The sequence below is a fragment of the Synechococcus sp. UW140 genome (assembly GCF_900474295.1).
GTDB lineage: Bacteria > Cyanobacteriota > Cyanobacteriia > PCC-6307 > Cyanobiaceae > Synechococcus_C.
In genome coordinates this window covers 88,453-105,308 of the sequence record NZ_UCOB01000014.1, presented here as the reverse complement: position 1 = coordinate 105,308, position 16,856 = coordinate 88,453, and the positions used below count along the sequence as shown (strand labels likewise).

The following is a 16,856-nucleotide window of genomic DNA, read 5'->3' as shown; positions in this document are numbered from 1 at the left end:
ACGTCAAAGTCACTTGCTTAAGTTTAGCTGCATTGACACCTGTCCACGCCTAGGCAATCCCGAGTCTTCAAGAACAGCTTCAAGATCCGGTCCATGACTGGTGAGTTGGAAGCGTTCAGGCTGGGTGACTGGGTTGTGAATGAAGTGGCGCTGGCGGATGCTGAAACGATCCCAGTCATTCACCTCGATGGGCAGCACCCTGATCAGCCCTTCGATCAGCCAGGGCCATAGAGGGATTCCAGGCGTTCTGGCGACACCACGCCAGCGGCAGAGTGTGGCCACCGCTTCATTCACACTGATCGCTTTCTGGCCCATCACGATTCGGCGGACAGGGCCCTGCCCCGGCTCGGGATTTCGTTGATGGGGAGTCGTGGCCAACGACCCGCAGATGGCAGCGATGTCGGCGGCATGGATGAAGTGGAAGCTGGCATCGGCCCGTAGCCATCGCGCCAGCCAGAGCCACTTGCTGGCTTCAGTAAGACCTTCGGTGAGATAACTCGTCGGGAAGCGGCTGCTGCCGTCAGTCCGTCCACCAAAGACCAACGTGGGGAACACGGCCACGATCCGTTCAGCGAGCGGATGTTGTTCGAGATCCTTCAGGCATTGGGCCTTGGTCTGGATGTATTCGGTCCCGTAGGCCAGGGCCTGGGGCAACGGCTGCAGATCGCGGTTGAGAATGCTGGCCGTGGAGAAATACACCACCTGCTCGATCTTGTTGGGATCAAGCAGACTCAGCATTCGCTTCACTGCCACCACATTCACCTGCTGAGCACGTTCAGGGTCGCCCCAGGCTGTGGCGGTGTGAATCACCCTGTTGACGCTGCCTAGATCCGTCGCAAAGCGATCGGTATCCCTCAGATCACCAACGAGCAGTTTGATGCGCGGGTGATCGTGGGGAATCGCCGAGAGTTTGCTTGGGTCCCTAAGCCATAGCAGCAGTTCAGCATTGGAATGCTCGAGCAGCCAGGCAGTGGTGTACTGGCCGACGCAGCCGCTGGCGCCCGTGATCAGGATGCGTGCCGGTGCTGTGGTCAAGGATTCCTTGCGCAAGGGAGAGTGGGTCAGGCCGCGGCGCCCAGACGTTCCATCACGCTCTTGCCAGAGCGGAAGAAGGCTGCTCCATTCTCCTCGGGTGTGCCAGGGAGGATGCCATGGCCAAGGTTGAGAATGTGCCTGCGACCCCTGGCCTTGCGGACGCAGTCATCGATGCGGGCTTCAATCGCTTCGGGGGTTCCGAAGAGCAGGCCTGGGTCGACGTTGCCCTGGACCCCGATGTGTTCGGGTAGGCGGGCCAGGGCTTCGGCCATGTCCACGGTCCAGTCGAGCGACACGATGTCCACACCGGTTGTGCCCATGCGTTCGAGCACACCGGCACTGCCGGAGATGTAAAGGATGAACGGGGTGTCTGGGTGGGTTTGCTTGACCAGATCAACGACCTTCTTTTGATAAGGCGCAGCGAAGGTGTCGTAGTCGGCAGGACTGAGCTGGCCTGCCCAGGAATCGAACATCTGCACCACTTGGGCGCCCGAATCGATCTGGTAGCGAAGGTAATGAGCAATCGATTCGGCGAAGTGATCGAGCAGCTTGTGCAGCATCTCGGGCTCTTGAAAGGCCATGGCCTTGATCACCGCGTAGTTCTTACTGCTCTTGCCCTCCACCACATAGGCAGCCAGGGTCCAGGGGGCACCCACGAAACCAAGCACTGCGGCTTCATTGCCGACGCTCTGGCGTAGGCGACCCAAGACTTCGCCCACAAACGGCATCGACTCAGCCGGATTGAGGGTCCGCAGTGCGTCCACTTGGCTCATGCTGCGAATCGGATCCCCGATCTGAGGCCCCTTGCTCTCAATGATGTCGAAGTCGATCCCCATTCCAGGTAGCGGCGTGAGGATGTCTGAGAACAAGATCACACCATCAGGCTTGAAGGCCCGAAACGGCTGCATCGAGATTTCGTAGGAGAGGTCAGGATTCTCGGAGCGTTCTCGGAAACTGGGATATTTGTCGCGCAGGTCCCGGTAGATCTTCATGTACCGACCTGCCTGACGCATCATCCACACCGGGGGACGCTCAACAGCCTCTCCGCGGGCAGCACGCAGCAGCAGGGGCAGGGAGTCGCTCATCGGGAAGTGGAGATCAAGCGGGCAACCTACCTGAGAGAACCTGAGCAACTGAGGCTCTTCTCAGGTAAAGCATCTGCTTCGTCACACGCTTTTGGCCTCAAACTCAGCCAGCAGTGGAGTCTGGGGCGAGGCTCCGCTTTGGATCGTGCTTGAACACCATCACACTCAAAGGAGGCAGACAGAGGTCGAGGGAGTTGTCGTAGCCATGGATTCCCCACTCGTCTGAATGCTTCCCACCCATGTTGCCCAGGTTGCTACCGCCGTAGCGCTCTGCATCGGTGTTGAAGATCTCCGTGTAGAAGCCGGCTAGGGGGACGCCCACGCGGTAATGGGCATGGCTCTGGGGTGTGAAGTTCGCCACAACCACCAGCCAGGTACCGCCAGTGCTCTCCCGACGCATGAAGCTGATCACGGAGTGGCGATTGTCGTTGCAGTCGATCCACTGGAAGCCGTACTGATCAAAGTCATCCCGCCAGAGGGCTGGTTCTGCCTTGTAGAGCACGTTGAGGTCATCGACCAGCCGCTGCACGCCCTGGTGCGGCTCGTATCCCAACAGATCCCACTGCAGGTCTCCCCACACATTCCATTCGGCCCGCTGACCGAATTCCATCCCCATAAAGATCGTCTTCTTGCCGGGGTGGGTCCACATGTAGGCCAGAAGCGCGCGTGTGTTGCCGTATTTCTGCCAGTCATCTCCAGGCATCTTGTGCAGGAGATTGCTCTTGCCGTGAACCACCTCATCGTGGCTCAGCGCCAGCATGAAGTTCTCGGTGTAGGTGTACCAGATCGAGAAGGTGATGTTGTTCTGGTGGAACTGGCGGAACCAGGGATCGAGCTCGAAGTAATCGAGCATGTCGTGCATCCAGCCCATGTTCCACTTCAGATTGAAGCCGAGCCCGCCGATGTCGGTGGGCTGCGTCACCATCGGCCAGGTTGTCGATTCCTCTGCAATTGAGAGGGCACCGGGATAGTGCTCGAACAGCACATGATTGGCCTGCTGCAGGAAGCGCACCGCTTCGGTGTTTTCGCGGCCGCCATGTTCGTTGGGCAGCCATTCGCCGTCGGGGCGCAGGTAGTCGCGGTAGAGCATGGAGGCCACTGCATCCACACGGATGCCGTCGATGTGGAACTGCTCAAACCAGAACACCAGGTTGGCAACAAGGAAGTTCCGCACCTCGTTGCGGCTGTAATTGAAAATCAGCGTGCCCCACTCCTTGTGCTCACCGATCCGGGGATCGGCGTGCTCATACAGGTGTGTGCCGTCGAAGAACGCCAGGCCATGACTGTCTTTTGGGAAATGACCAGGGACCCAGTCGATGATCACGCCGATGCCTTCGGCATGGCATCGGTCGACGAAGGCGCGGAATTCATCGGGGTTGCCGAAACGACTGGTTGGGGCGTACCAACCGGTCACCTGATACCCCCAGGAACCGTCGAAGGGATGCTCGGTGATCGGCATCAGTTCGATATGCGTGAAGCCGCGTGCCTTCACGTAGGGGATGACGCGATCCGCGAGTTCCGGGTAGGTGAGAAGGCGGGCACCGGGTTTGAGGTCCGCGGCAGGAACGGGCGGGCGAGCAGTTCCGTCGGCTTCGATGAAGGGTTGATCGGCAGCGGCATGAATCCAGCTGCCCATGTGCATCTCATAGACCGAGATCGGTTGATCGAGAGCATTTCGACGGTCCCGTTCATGCATCCAGGCGGAATCTGTCCACTGGAAGTTGTCGAGACGGGACACCAATGAGCTGGTAGCCGGACGGACCTCATGGCGGAAGCCATAGGGGTCTGCCTTCTGATAACAGTGCCCTTCCTGGGTGCGAATTTCATATTTGTAGAGAGCTCCTTCGCTCAAACCGGGAACGAATAATTCCCAGATGCCCCCGTTGCGCTGCTGCATGGGGTGGTGGCGCCCATCCCATCCATTGAGGTCCCCGATCACGCTCACACTGCGAGAGTGGGGCGCCCAAAGGCAGAACATCACCCCGGCAACGTTGCCGATTGTGGTGAGATGGGCACCCATCTTTCGCCAGATGTGGTGATGGTTCCCTTCGGCGAAGAGATGACGATCCATCTCGCCCATCCATTCATCCCTGAACGCCCAGGGATCGTTCTGCTCGTGGCTGATGCCGCCACGGCTCACCTGCAGGCGATAGGCCTGACCTGGATCTTGAGCCAGCTCCGCTTCAAACAGCCAGGGGTGGTGGGGGGTGGCGGTGCTGATGACCTCGCCATCCACCACCAGATCGACACGATCGGCTTCGGGCATCCAGGCACGCACAGTCCAGCCGCTGTCTGTGGTCTGGGGCCCGAGAACGGAAAGCGGATGGTCGTGGCGGCATTCCGCCAGCCGCAGACCATCCTCAATCATCCAGTCGAGGACCGCAGCAGCCATGACCTAAAGGCAGTATTGGCCGGGAGCTTAGGCGGAAAAGCCCTGGTTCCTGCGGTCGGTTGCCAGCCCTTGAACCGATCAGACCAGATCGGCCGAGAAATCGACGTTGATGATTCGGCCTTCGCGGTTGAAAATCACAAACAGATTGTCGGTCACTTTGCCGAATTCGATCGTGACCAGCACGAGCTGTTGCTCGCCTCCTTGGCTTGCGACGAGAGCGCTCTTGATCTGCTTCGTGCCGCCCAGGACCCGGGAAAGTTTGCTCCATTTGCGCTTGAGGTCTTGAGGGCCAATCTCCTTCTGAAAGTCGAGATCGAGATAGGAGCGAGCGGCGACCCATCGCTCCGCGTTTAGGTCCTGCACAAAGTTGAGAGCGCTCTGCTCGATGGGCAGAGTCGTGCCCACCCATTTCCAAGCCACCAGCTTCCCTTCATTGTCGAGAACCAGCAGGAGCGGTGCCTCCTTTTTTCCATCGGCAAGCACAGCCACCGCTTCCACGGTGGTGTCATCCATGCCGCGGGAGATTGCGCTGATCCGATAGTCACTGAGGGATGGGCGGTTGCGCAGCCTCGTCCGCACTGCTTGCTCGTTGGTCGTGTTGCGGAGAGGAGCTGATAAACCGGCGTAGATGCCAGCGGCATCCTGCGCTTTCAGGGCCTCCAGAAGCTCACGCGCGGCGCGGGTGGCTTGGGCGGCGGTCAGTGTCGTTGTAGGAGCGGCTCCGGCCTGGGCGATCTCGAGAGCCTGACTGCTGTGCATCGGCATCACGGATGCGATCGGGCTGCAGAGCGCGAGGGCGAGAACGCAGGCTGTGGTGTTCACGGCGTGAAGGCGACGCATGTTTGGCGTCAGTTTGCCGGAGGTTCAGCGTTCCGGTGAATCGATCAGTGGCTCAAAACGTAATTGGCATTGATTCAGAGTCAGTTCAATGCTGGTGACACGGCATGCGCTGCTGGGGGCACCACAGGGACTATCGGGATGGCCAGGGTTGATCGCGATTGCAGGCCAACAGGCTCCCGCAATCGAAATGCGCAACCGATCTCCTTGTTGCAGCCTGGCTTCGAGGGGTTGCAGCGCCACTGTTTGGCTTGACGCTTGGCCAAGCTTGAGGCCCCTCACGCGGGTAACACCAGTGCTGAGTTGCTGCACCTGATCGCTACCTGATGGACAGACGGAGAGGGCAACGCATAGATCAAATCCCAATTGATCTGCAGCCGCCAGCAGTGACAAAATAGGTCGGCCGCGCAGATGGCAGGTGAGGCTCAGCGGAGCCGTGGTGAACGTGGCGACATCGCTGCGGGCATCCAGCTCGGATCGATCACAGGGGCCTGGGGTGGGGCTGAGGTGGCCACCGATTGCCGGGGCGGCACGCCAGGGATCATGGACGATCACCACAGTCTCGGACATCACAGTCTTGGATCGGTTGATCTTTTGCTCGATGGAGCTGGTATCAGCCAACGAGCCGGGGATTTGACTGGCGGCGGAGAGGGCCCTCAACTCACCGGCACTGGGATCAAGACAGGCCAGGGAGCTGCCGCTCAGTTGCCACAGTCCACCGCTGCTGCTTCTGGCGTCGGTGACGGAGTACCAGCGCTGTTCGCAGAGGTCCCAGGCCATGACAGCTCCCCGGTGGCGAACGGTCCCCTCCGCTTGGATGGATGGATACGCAGAGGGGCCGATCAGGTTGCGCTGGAAGAAGTCCAGGTGAAGTTGCTGGGCGTTTGGCCACCATCTCAGGTGGGTCGCAGGGCCGATGTGCAGATCTGGCTGACCACCTGCCTCCAGGCTGAGACGATGCAGATCCAGGACGCCGCGCAGATGGGGGTCCCACCAGCCACCGATCAGCAGCATTGGCTGGCGCAGCCAGCTGGTCGGTGGTTGATAGCAGGTCCAAGCATCAGGATCCTCCGGGGAACGATCGAGCCAGCGCACTGCCATCCCTTCCGGGTCATACCGACGCAGTAGATCAAGTCCGTCACGGCAGTACCGGTTCCCTTCAAGGCTGCAGCGGATTGCCTCCCATGCGCTTGCGTCCCCCCGGCGTTGGGCTTGCAGAGCGGCGAGCTGAAGACCCCAGCCCAGTCCAAGGTGCCACCAGTGGGCTCCCCCCTCGCAGCTCCAGTGCTCCCGTTCGTTTAAACCGGTCATCGCCGGGGCAAGGCAGTCGGGAGGAGGGGTGTCTTCCTCTGCCACCAGTTGGGTGAATCCCTGGTAGGAGAAGCCGTAGAGCCCGATCCGTCCGTTGCATAGCGACAGGGATCGCAGCCACTTCAAGGTGGCGGTGGTATCTCTTGCCTCTTGCTCAAAGCCACGGAAGCAGCCCCCAGAAGCGCCCTGGCCACGTACGTCTTGAACAACAACCAGAAATCCATGCTCGGCCCACCAGGAAGGATGGGTGTAGGTCGGTGTCGAGGCGATCGCTCGTCCGTAGGGCTGGCGCATCAGAAGAGCTGGCCAGGGGCCAGATCCTGATGGCTGCCAGATCCTTGCGATCAGATCGACACCGTCTTCAAGCGTCAGGGAGTGATCAGCGTGGATCAATGGGCCCGGATTGTGAGGTTGAGGTGGACCGCTTAGGACACATCCGTGCAGTGAAGCCCAATCACATACGTGGCCAAAATCTCGGCGTCTTGCGACGTCAGATTCCGCCGAGAGGCCAGAGCCGCGATGGCTGTAGTGGATGTTGCGGAGACCCCTTGGGCATTGAGCTGCTTGAACTGCCGGCACAAAGCTTTGGCTTCGCTGGGGTTGCGTTTGACGCTTTCCAGAAGTGAAGACTGTGCAGCGACCGCGCTGGAAGCAGCCGCAGTGGCTGCAGCCGCAAAGGTGCACAACAGCAGCGAGGCTTGGAGATGGCGCATGCACCCTCCCTAAGGACTATCTGCATTTGAAGTGGCATTCAGCCTGCTTTGCAGCGCTCTGGGGTCAGTTTCTTGGTTGCCATGCTTGGGCGGCTTTGATCCAGCGTTGGGCCACTGCCAGATCCACGACTGGTGGTCTCCCACTGCGGAGCTGGCGTTCGAGTCGTCCCGTACGCGTGACGACATCCTGGGGTGAGGCCGCTGAAAGTGCTGCCACTGTTGCCAGGCCTGCATGCATCAGCAGGGCGGCATCGGCCGGTGCGAGATCCAGGCAGCAGACCAGCTCGGCCATGCCCCTCAGCCGCTTGAAGTTCCGGGCGCTGGCACGGCCGCGGCGAGAGAGCTGGCTGAGCTGGTGGTCGCTGAGCTGCTGCAGCGCTCCCCAGGTGTCGATTCCTGCGGCCACCAGTTCCCGCTGCTCATCACGGAAGCTCTGGGGTAGCTCCTGAAGTGGAGATTCGCGGCTCATCCTTTGTTCAGTCTCGCCGTCGCTCTTGTTTTCACTTCGGTCTGGCCGAGGATCACTGGTTTGCTCAACCCGTCGCCGGCCTGTTGCAGCTGGCGTAAGCGCACGACCACCACGTCGCTGCTGCGTCCACCTGGACGCAAATTCCCCGCCAGCTGTTTCAGGGTTGGATCGACCGAGTCAGGATCCATCTCTGGTGATGCCTTCGCGACCACCAGATCGTTGCCGTTGTCAAACACCACCGGAGCCCTAACAGCCCCTTCGATCGCCACGGGCGGGGTGTAGCTCACTGAGAACGCCCAGCTGCTCACGGCGAGTAGAAGCGTGAAGCTGGTGACTCCCACTAGACGGAATCGCAGTCCCCAACGTGCTGCGAAGGCGATCGCTGTGACCAGAGCGAAGCCGAGTCCGCTCCAGGCCAACCATTCCGTGGAACTCTGAAGCAGCAGGGGCAGATTCATGGGCTGGTGATCAGCGGTTGTGCTCCTTATATTGCGCTGACTTCTGAACGGACTGACGCGGTCGATGGGCAGTGGGTCACCACCGCAGACCCTCTCGCGTCTGCTCCTGACTAGGGGAGTCCTCCTCACCGTTGCCGGTGGACTCTGTTGGATCGGTGCGGATCGCATCGCCGCCTCGGTGGTCGCGCGGATGCGTCCCAGCCTTGAGCAGCAGCTTGCCAAGCCCCTTGGCCATCCCCTGCGGATTGGTCCTTACAACGGCTTGCATCTCTGGGGTGTCTCCCTCGGCCCCAGCGAAGTCCTTCGCGGTTCGCTGGATGACTCCACCGCATCCGTTGACGCTGTGTCTGTCGGTTTGGCCCCACTGGCCAGCCTGCGTCGCTGGAAACCAGTGGCGGTGGTCAAGTTGCGTGGCGTACGAGTTGATTTGCGTCGCAATGCCGAGGGGGCCTACTGGGTGCCCGGCCCTGCCGGTGATCAGCCTCCTCCGAAGCTGGATCTCTTGATCCGTCTTCTGGATCCGGCCCAGATCAGGATTCAGCCTGCGGACCTGACGCTGCGGGCAGCGGGTCGTGCTGATGTGCATTTGGATCAGTCCTGGGCTGATTCGGCCGTTCAGCTGACTCTCCCCCAGCAGGGCAAGGTGGCGATGCGCCTGAAGGGACGCTGGCGAGACCCTCAATTCGATCTTCAGGCTCGGATTGAGAAGCTGCGTCTTCAGTCCATCCAGGGGTTGATCCCACCCGCTAGTGAGGTCTCACTTCAGGGGCAATTGGGGGGGGACCTCCGGCTTGGCTGGCAGGCCGGCAAGGCCCGTTGCGATGGAGGGATCTCTTTGGTTGGGTTCGCAATGAACTCACCGGCTCTGCAGGCACCGCTTCGTAGCCCTCAGTTACAGATCAGTTGTCAAGGCGATCGGCTGACGCTGCCGCGAAGCCCCTGGAGCTTTGGTGCTTATCAGGCCTCCTTGCAAGGCGATGTGGCGCTCAACCGGTCCTTCAATCTGCACCTGAATCTTGAGGAACCTGGCAATGACCGTCAGCTCCGTGCTGATCTCAAGGGGCCTTGGCATCAACCTCGACTGCGGATCGGCGGGCGTTGGAGCCTGCCTCCCTCCGTTGCCTTGAAGGGGCCACTCAAGCTCGATCTGGAGCTGAGCGGCGACTGGAGTGACCAAGAGGCAATCACCGCCAGCCTTGATCGCCTGGATCTTCACGGGCCCGGGCTCAAACTCAGGGCCGCTGGCGGGCTTTACCCCCGCATGGGAGTGGCCAGCCAGCAGCTTGAGATGGCCGGATCAGCCTGGAGTCAGCTGTCGCTGGTGCCCGAGCTGCTTGGCGCCAACACTCCTGTGCGCGGCAGCGTTCGCCTCAGTGGGCCAACGACCAAGCCTCAGTTCAGCCTGACCCTTGGCCAACGCGCCAATCCTTTGCTGCAGGACTGGTCCCTGAAGGCCGACTGGGATGTGGCCAAGGGCCTGGTTCGCTTGGATCGTTTCAGCAGCCCTGACCTCCAGGCCCAGGCGGTGCTGCCGCTGCGACTCACGGGTAGGCGTCTGCAGCTGGGCCCCCTCAAGGCGGGTCTGCAACTCAAGGACTTCTCCCTGGCGCGGCTTGGACCCATCGTCGGCACCTCGATGGCGGGCCGCTTCTCGGCCTTCGGTGAGCTGAGCGGTCCGTTGAACGCCCTGCGCCCTGATCTCGATCTTCAGCTGGTGACTCCGGAAGCTGGACGCCTTCGCCTGGCTGAAGTGTGGCAGGGGCGCTTTGAGGGCGGTCCCGGCGGAGGTGGTCGGTTAAGCATGACCGCCGCAGATGCTGTGATCGGAGGATCTCTTCAGGCCAGGCTCGGGCGCAACTGGCTTCCAACCACAGTCACGTTGGTGCGTCAGGGGGGCGAGCTCAGCCTTGCTGGCACTCCGGCGTCCTATCGATGGCAGGCGCGGCGTCTGCCGTTGGATGGCTTGGAAGTAGCCCTGCCGCCGAAGGGCCGGTTCGAGGGACTGTATGGCCGCTTGTCTGGGGAGGGCACGCTCGGACTGCAGCCTCTTGCCATGGAGGGAAACCTCACCTTTGACCGTCCGGGACTGCTCGGTGTTCAGCTTCGTCAGGCCCAGCTTCAGGGCACCTACAGCAACCGCCGGTATCAACTCACAGGTGAATTGCTTCCGCCTGATTCCGGCCAAGTGCTGCTCAAGGCCGAAGGTCGTTTGGGTGCTGGCCTGGATGCTGAGGTGGATGCCCTTGGCCTCAGTGCTCGATGGCTGACACGCGGTGTGCTCAGCCTCACGAACCTCACCGATGACCGCCCTGTCGAAGAGGGCAGGGCGGAGGATCTCGGCACCCTGCTTGTGAACACCTTTGGTGGGTCGCTGAATGGACAGCTTCAGGCTTTAAAAGTGGTGCAGCAAGACCTCATCGCGCACGAGCAGAAGGTCCGCAATCGCTCCGCCTTCCATCCCGAGGATCTGCGCGGTCAGATCGATGCCCGCATCAGCCTGAGTGGAGACCATCTGGCTGACCTCAATCTTGAACTCAAGGCCAGCGGCCACCTCTGGGTGGAAGGCGATGACGTTGATCATGCTTTGCAAATCGAACCGTTCGTCGCCAGGATCAGCGGTCCGATTGGGTCGGGTGAAGGACACGTCTCGTTGGAGCATCTGCCCTTCTCTCTGCTCGCGCTCGTGGCACCGGTTCCCCCTGCGTTGCTCGGGGCCATAGGTCTTTCGGGACGCTATCGCCTTGGTGATGGAGCTCCTGAGCTGACGACGGAACTGGCTCTTGAAGATGCCCGGATCGGTGCCCATCGCCTCACCCTCGACAAGGGTCAGATCACCTTGGCCGCGAACGCATTGCTGCTGGATCTGGCCCTGCGTGATGAGTCGGCTGAGCAGGCTGTCGTGGTGACCGGACAGGTCCCCTTGGAACCGTCGAGTGCTCTCGATGTGCGCGTGGTTACCCGTGGCGACGGTCTTCGCTTCCTCACGGGTTTCACCAATGATCGCCTCGTATGGACGAAAGGTGATGCCCGCCTTCGTCTGATTTTGAGCGGCACTCTCACGCAGCCGCAGGCGAACGGTTTCCTGGTGGTCGACAAGGGTGGGTTCCAGCTTGAAAAGCAGGACATCAGTGACTTCAATACCTCTGTCGTCTTTGATTTCAACCGACTTGAGGTTCAGTCGCTGACAGCTCGGGTTGGCAAAAAGGGACGCTTGGAGGGCAAGGGCGGCCTTGGTTTATTCACCGCACTGCCTGAGCCTCAGCCCCTCGTTCTGTCCCTCAGCAAGACCCGTCTCAATCTGCCGATTGCCGATGTTGAGGTCACTGCGGATCTCAATGTCAACGGTGCGCTGGTGCGTCCGCGGATCGGTGGCGCACTGGCGATCAGCAATGGCACGATCCGGCCGTCCCCCTCGTTGTTCTCAAGGAAGCGCTTGCAGCGTGCTGACGGAGGGCAGGAATCGGCAAGCCAGCCCGTGGCCTTCAACACCTTGCTTGAGGATCAATGGGATTTTCAGAAGCCCCTGGTGCTTTTGGGCCCAGAGGTGGAGGCCAGCTCCAGTCGCTCTCTGAAGGCTGCGATGCCCAAGCTGCCTGCATTGGGTTTCAACAACCTGCGGGTGAGCTTCGGTCCGAAGTTGGCGGTCACCGTCGCGCCGGTAGCCGCTTTCACCACCAAGGGTCGACTCACCTTGAATGGTGCACTGGATCCCAGCCTCAAGCTTCAGGGTGTGGTGCAGATGCTGACTGGACGCATCTCTTTCTTTACCACCAGCTTTCAGCTCGATCGCCGTGCGGCCAACGTGGCCATCTTCACTCCTTCGATGGGGCTGATCCCCTATGTCGACGTGGCTCTCTCCAGCCGCGTTTCAGACAGTGTGAGTATCGGCACCGGTAACAACTCCGCATCCACCAACATTTTTGATACCAATGGCAGCGGCAGTCTTGGCGCTGGTGGTGAGCTCAGACTTGTGAAGGTGATGGTGGAAGCCAGTGGCCCTGCAGATCGTCTCGCCGACAACTTCACGCTGCGTAGTTCCCCTCCGATGCCCCGCGCCCAGCTCCTCGGGCTGATTGGTGGCAACTCGCTTGCTGGCCTCTCCAGTGCTGGAGGGGGAACCGCGCTGGCGGCATTGCTGGGTCAGTCGTTGCTCACTCCCGTGATCGGTACGCTCACGGATGCCTTCAGCCAGCGGCTTCAGTTCGCTCTGTATCCCACCTACGTCACGCCACAGATACAGGATGAGCAAGAGCGTGTGTCTGGCCAGGTGCCACCTCAGTTGGCTCTGGTGACCGAACTGGGAATTGACGTCACTGACCGCTTCAATTTCTCGGTGCTCGCAGCCCCCAATCGCAATGACATCCCCCCCCAGGGGACGCTCTCTTATCAGATCAATCCCAATCTCAGCTTGTCAGGCTCGGTTGACAGTCAGGGCACCTGGCAGAGCCAGTTCCAGGTGTTCTTCCGCTTCTGACCATGGCATCGGCTGAGCAGGTGATCGGGGTGGATTTGGGGGGCACGGCGATCAAGCTGGCGCGCTTCAATCGTGAGGGGTTGTTGTTGGCGCAAAAGCAGATCCCCACTCCGCAGCCGGCCATGCCCGGGGCCATTTGCATGGCGCTCTGCGAGGCGATTGACCAGCTGGATCCTGATCGCTGTGCCTCTCTGGTGGGTGTCGGTCTGCCAGGGCCGATGGATGCAGCGGCGCGGGTGGCTCGGGTGTGCATCAACCTGCCTGGCTGGGAAGAGGTGCCACTGGCGGACTGGCTGGAGCCCCGTCTCCAGCGCAGGGTCACCCTGGCCAACGATGGCAATTGCGCCTTGGTGGGAGAAGCCTGGTCTGGGGCTGCCCGTGACTGCACAGACGTGGTCTTGCTCACTCTCGGCACCGGTGTGGGGGGTGGCGTGATGCTGGGTGGAACGCTGTTCACCGGCCATAACGGTGCTGCTGCGGAACCGGGGCTGATCAGCATTGACCCGAATGGGTTGTCCTGCAACAGCGGCAATCGAGGCAGCCTTGAGCAGTTCGCCAGCATCGCCGCTTTGCGCAGGCTGTGGGATGGGGATCCAGCTGAGCTTGCCCGTCGGGCTTCGGACGGAGATGTGGAGGCGCGTGGGGTGTGGTCGGATTACGGCCGCACCCTTGGGGTGGGGATCAGCTCACTGGTGTACCTCTTCACCCCGCAACGGGTGCTGCTCGGTGGTGGGCTGGCAGCTGCCTCGGAGCATTTCCTGCCGGCTGTGCGTCGCGAGGTGGAGGAGAGGGTGCAGGCTGTCAGTCGTGAAGGGCTGTGCATCGAGGCCTGTGCTCTCGGTAACGGTGCAGGCCGCCTTGGCGCTGCTCGTCTGGCCTTAGACCGACTGGCCTGAGCTGTCTGCCGACGGGCTCAGCTTCGGCATTGCCCCGTGAAACGGGATGATGCATCGCAGATCCCACTCGTGACGATGACCAGCCAGGCTGTGCCCGAACCGTCCGCTGAGCTACTGCGCCTGGCAACGGGGGTTCGCCGCGCCGCCATCGATCTGGGGCAGACCACGGATCAGCAGCGTCAGGAGGCCCTTGCGGCGATGGCCGCAGCCCTTCAGGCCCATGGAGATCGGATCGCAGCTGCGAATGCCGCCGATCTTGAGCAGGCTGCGGCTGAAGGTCTGGCTCCGGCATTGGTGGCCAGGCTCAAGCTGGATCAGGTCAAGCTCGTCGGGGCTATTGAGGGCGTGAGGCAGGTGGCTCACCTGCAGGATCCACTCGGATCCAGGCAATTGCATCGGGAGCTGAGCGACCGACTTGTGCTGGAGCGCATCACGGTGCCTCTGGGTGTACTTGGAGTGATCTTTGAGGCCCGCCCCGACGCCGTCATCCAGATCGCGTCCCTGGCGATCCGCTCCGGTAACGGGGCCATCCTCAAGGGAGGCAGCGAAGCCAACCGCACCAATCAGGCGGTGATGGCAGCCTTGCAGGAGGGCCTGGCTCACTCGGTGGTGAGCGCTGATGCTCTCGCTCTGCTGACCACGCGTCAGGAAAGTCTGGCCCTGCTTCGGCTGGATGGATTGGTGGATCTGATCATTCCCCGCGGCAGCAATGAGCTGGTGCGCTTCATTCAGGACAACACCCGCATCCCCGTGCTTGGCCACGCTGATGGGGTCTGCCATCTCTACGTTGATGCTGAGGCGGATTGTGGCCAGGCTCTGCGCATCGCCATTGACAGCAAGACCCAGTACCCCGCCGCTTGCAATGCGATTGAAACGCTTCTGGTGCATGAGGCGATCGCCGAACGTTTTCTGAAGGACGCCATTCCCGCCTTTGCGGGTGTTGGGGTCGAACTGCGCGGTGATCAGGCCTGCATGGCTCTGGGTGTGACCCATCCCGCCGCTGAGGCCGACTGGGATTGCGAATATCTCGATCTGATCCTTGCCGTGCGGGTGGTGCCTGATCTGGAGACGGCTCTGGAGCACATCCGCCGCCATGGCTCTCGCCACACCGAAGCGATCGCCACCGCGAATAGCACGACTGCAGAGCGTTTCCTGCGCGCGGTCGACAGTGCGGGGGTCTATCACAACTGCTCCACGCGTTTTGCCGATGGTTTCCGTTACGGCTTCGGTGCTGAGGTGGGTATCAGCACCCAGACCCTTCCTCCCCGCGGGCCCGTCGGACTGGAGGGCCTGGTGACCTACCGCTACCGCCTCCGTGGCGATGGCCATACCGCTGCAGACTTCGCGACAGGGGAGTGTCAGTTCATTCATCGGGATCTGCCGGTTTGACGGTTCCCGCCTTAATCCCTGCCCGCTTTTTCCGCTGAAGCTTTGAAGGACGCCCTCCATATCTCTGACCTGCGGGTCTGGGCCCATGTCGGTGTGCTCGATCACGAGCGCCGCGATGGCCAATGGTTTTCGTTGGATCTGAGCATGAGGCTTGATTTGGGCGATGCCGCTCGCAACGACGATCTCGCCAGTTCCGCTGACTACAGCCTTGCGGTGCAGGCTGTCCAGTCGCTGGCCACCACGCTTCAGTGTCAGACCATTGAGCATTTCAGTGAGCGGGTGTTGGCGTTACTCGAAGAGCTCTACGGACCGGTGCCCATGCGCGTTCTTCTGCGCAAATGTTCGGCGCCGATCCCTGGATTCGGGGGTACGGTTGCCGTTGAACGCCATCGCCACTGGACGGTGTGAACGACTCCAGACCCCTGGTTCTGGTGCATGGACTGTGGGACACGCCGCACCTGTTTCGGCGCCTGATTCACCGTCTTCAGCAGCATCAGATCTCGCTGCTGGTGCCTCACCTCCCCCATCGTCTCGGGGCGGTTCCCCTGGCGGATCTTGCTCGACAGCTCGACCAGCGCATTAGCGCTCGCTGGGGTGATCAGGAGATCGACCTCCTTGGCTTTTCGATGGGTGGTGTCATCGGTCGCGTTTGGCTTCAGGACTTTGGTGGGTCCAGGCGTTGCCGTCGGTTCATCAGCGTGGGAAGTCCTCAGCAAGGCACGGTGACGGCTCAATGGATTCCGCGCTGGCTGTTTGCCGGTCTCGCAGATATGAAACGAGGAAGTCCCCTTCTTAACCACCTCAATGCCGATCTCACGGCCTTGGAACGTGTGGAATGCGCGAGTTTCTTCTGCCGCTGGGATCTGATGGTGGTTCCTGGTTGGCAGGCCGTGCTGCCAATGGGAACGCAGCAAGCGGTGCCGGTGCTGACCCATCAGCAGCTGATGGCACACCCTTTATCGCTTGAAATCTTGATGCAAACGATCCTGAAGGATTGAATGGCAATTCGCTGCAACGTGGACACACTGAAACCAAGCTTTCCTATCGCAACCGATGTGTTTTTCGGCTTCAGCCAGTTTTACGGCATCGGCGGTTTTGATGCCCCTTGGTCTCTACTCCCATCATCTGGCCTCCAATGCTGAACGCCCTGGATATAAACCTCTTGCACTGGTTCCTTTCTTTTTCGGGGTGCAACAGTTTGTTGAAGGATTGGAGTGGACGGCCATCGGTAATGGATCGGCTCCGCCAATGGAACCACTAGCAACCTTTGGCGCCCTGGGCTTTCTTTTCTTTGCTTATTGCTTCTGGATGATCTGGATCCCATGGAGTGCATGGTGTATTAGCCGCAGTACTGACTCTCGCCGGCTGCAGAGTCGTTTGAAATGGGTGGCGATTGTTGCATCGGTGCTGGGGATTATCTTTTATGCCCCGTTCCTTTTCAATATGCCGGCTGTGCAGCCTTCAGTTCACAGTACAGGCAGATTGCTGTATGACCTCAGTGGTCTTGGCAGCATCTGGCATGACTTCGTTAACACCCGCTCACCTCTTGGTGAACTGCTTTATTGGGGCTTCATCGTTTTGCCCCTTTTGGCGGTAAGTGATAGGGCTGTGAAATTGTTTGGTGTTCTCATCTTTGTCTCGATTTTTCTGACCTGGCTGACGTACAGCGCCACCTTCAATTCTGTTTGGTGTTTCTACTGTGCGGTGTTGTCGATCATGGTGATTTGGATCGTGAATCGTCCGGAAATGCGTCGTGCTTGATCCTGTGGGATTTCCGCTCAGCGCTTTGCTCGAGTC

14 protein-coding genes are annotated in these 16,856 nt (G+C 60.7%); 6 read left to right on the top strand and 8 right to left on the bottom strand.

What is annotated here, in order from left to right; genetic code table 11:
- Positions 1–9: 9 nt before the first annotated feature.
- From DXY10_RS05415 to DXY10_RS05380, 8 genes are all read right to left on the bottom strand, one after another.
- Complete coding sequence (locus tag DXY10_RS05415) at positions 10–1,035, bottom strand: NAD(P)-dependent oxidoreductase (protein WP_115017382.1); 1,026 nt, start codon at positions 1,033–1,035, stop codon at positions 10–12.
- A 26-nt stretch (positions 1,036–1,061) separates the two neighbouring features.
- The gene (gene hemE, locus DXY10_RS05410) at positions 1,062–2,120 is read right to left on the bottom strand and encodes a uroporphyrinogen decarboxylase (protein WP_115016919.1); all 1,059 of its coding nucleotides are present in this window, start codon (positions 2,118–2,120) and stop codon (positions 1,062–1,064) included.
- A gap of 103 nt (positions 2,121–2,223) precedes the next feature.
- Positions 2,224–4,512: a 1,4-alpha-glucan branching protein GlgB gene (glgB, locus tag DXY10_RS05405; protein ID WP_115016918.1), complete on the bottom strand. Its 2,289-nt coding sequence runs from the start codon at positions 4,510–4,512 to the stop codon at positions 2,224–2,226.
- Between the two features lie 78 nt (positions 4,513–4,590).
- Positions 4,591–5,352 (bottom strand): DUF3887 domain-containing protein, encoded by a 762-nt coding sequence (locus DXY10_RS05400; protein WP_115016916.1) that lies wholly within the window; start codon positions 5,350–5,352, stop codon positions 4,591–4,593.
- Between the two features lie 24 nt (positions 5,353–5,376).
- A complete protein-coding gene (locus DXY10_RS05395; protein WP_244281961.1) occupies positions 5,377–7,050 on the bottom strand; it encodes a CocE/NonD family hydrolase in 1,674 nt (557 codons plus the stop codon).
- A 35-nt stretch (positions 7,051–7,085) separates the two neighbouring features.
- Positions 7,086–7,373 (bottom strand): hypothetical protein, encoded by a 288-nt coding sequence (locus tag DXY10_RS05390; protein ID WP_115016914.1) that lies wholly within the window; start codon positions 7,371–7,373, stop codon positions 7,086–7,088.
- A gap of 64 nt (positions 7,374–7,437) precedes the next feature.
- A complete protein-coding gene (locus DXY10_RS05385) occupies positions 7,438–7,842 on the bottom strand; it encodes a DUF4332 domain-containing protein (protein ID WP_115016912.1) in 405 nt (134 codons plus the stop codon).
- Positions 7,839–8,300 (bottom strand): Ycf51 family protein, encoded by a 462-nt coding sequence (locus DXY10_RS05380; RefSeq protein WP_115016911.1) that lies wholly within the window; start codon positions 8,298–8,300, stop codon positions 7,839–7,841. Before DXY10_RS05380 ends, DXY10_RS05385 begins: the two co-directional genes overlap by 4 nt.
- Positions 8,301–8,364: 64 nt before the next feature.
- Between DXY10_RS05380 and DXY10_RS05375 the strand changes: the two genes are divergently transcribed.
- The 6 genes from DXY10_RS05375 to DXY10_RS05350 all read left to right on the top strand — a co-directional run bounded on the left by DXY10_RS05375 (position 8,365) and on the right by DXY10_RS05350 (position 16,820).
- On the top strand, positions 8,365–12,774 hold the full coding sequence (locus DXY10_RS05375; RefSeq protein ID WP_115016909.1) for a translocation/assembly module TamB: 4,410 nt from the start codon (positions 8,365–8,367) through the stop codon (positions 12,772–12,774).
- 2 nt (positions 12,775–12,776) lie between these two features.
- The gene (locus DXY10_RS05370) at positions 12,777–13,670 is read left to right on the top strand and encodes an ROK family protein (RefSeq protein ID WP_115016907.1); all 894 of its coding nucleotides are present in this window, start codon (positions 12,777–12,779) and stop codon (positions 13,668–13,670) included.
- Between the two features lie 75 nt (positions 13,671–13,745).
- The gene (locus tag DXY10_RS05365) at positions 13,746–15,059 is read left to right on the top strand and encodes a glutamate-5-semialdehyde dehydrogenase (RefSeq protein ID WP_115017376.1); all 1,314 of its coding nucleotides are present in this window, start codon (positions 13,746–13,748) and stop codon (positions 15,057–15,059) included.
- A gap of 42 nt (positions 15,060–15,101) precedes the next feature.
- The gene (gene folB, locus DXY10_RS05360) at positions 15,102–15,467 is read left to right on the top strand and encodes a dihydroneopterin aldolase (RefSeq protein ID WP_115016905.1); all 366 of its coding nucleotides are present in this window, start codon (positions 15,102–15,104) and stop codon (positions 15,465–15,467) included.
- Positions 15,455–16,057 carry a triacylglycerol lipase gene (locus DXY10_RS05355; RefSeq protein WP_115016903.1) on the top strand — a complete coding sequence of 201 codons (603 nt, stop codon included), beginning with the start codon at positions 15,455–15,457 and terminating at the stop codon, positions 16,055–16,057. Before folB ends, DXY10_RS05355 begins: the two co-directional genes overlap by 13 nt.
- A gap of 55 nt (positions 16,058–16,112) precedes the next feature.
- The gene (locus tag DXY10_RS05350) at positions 16,113–16,820 is read left to right on the top strand and encodes a DUF6629 family protein (protein ID WP_115016901.1); all 708 of its coding nucleotides are present in this window, start codon (positions 16,113–16,115) and stop codon (positions 16,818–16,820) included.
- The last annotated feature ends 36 nt before the right edge of the window (positions 16,821–16,856 follow it).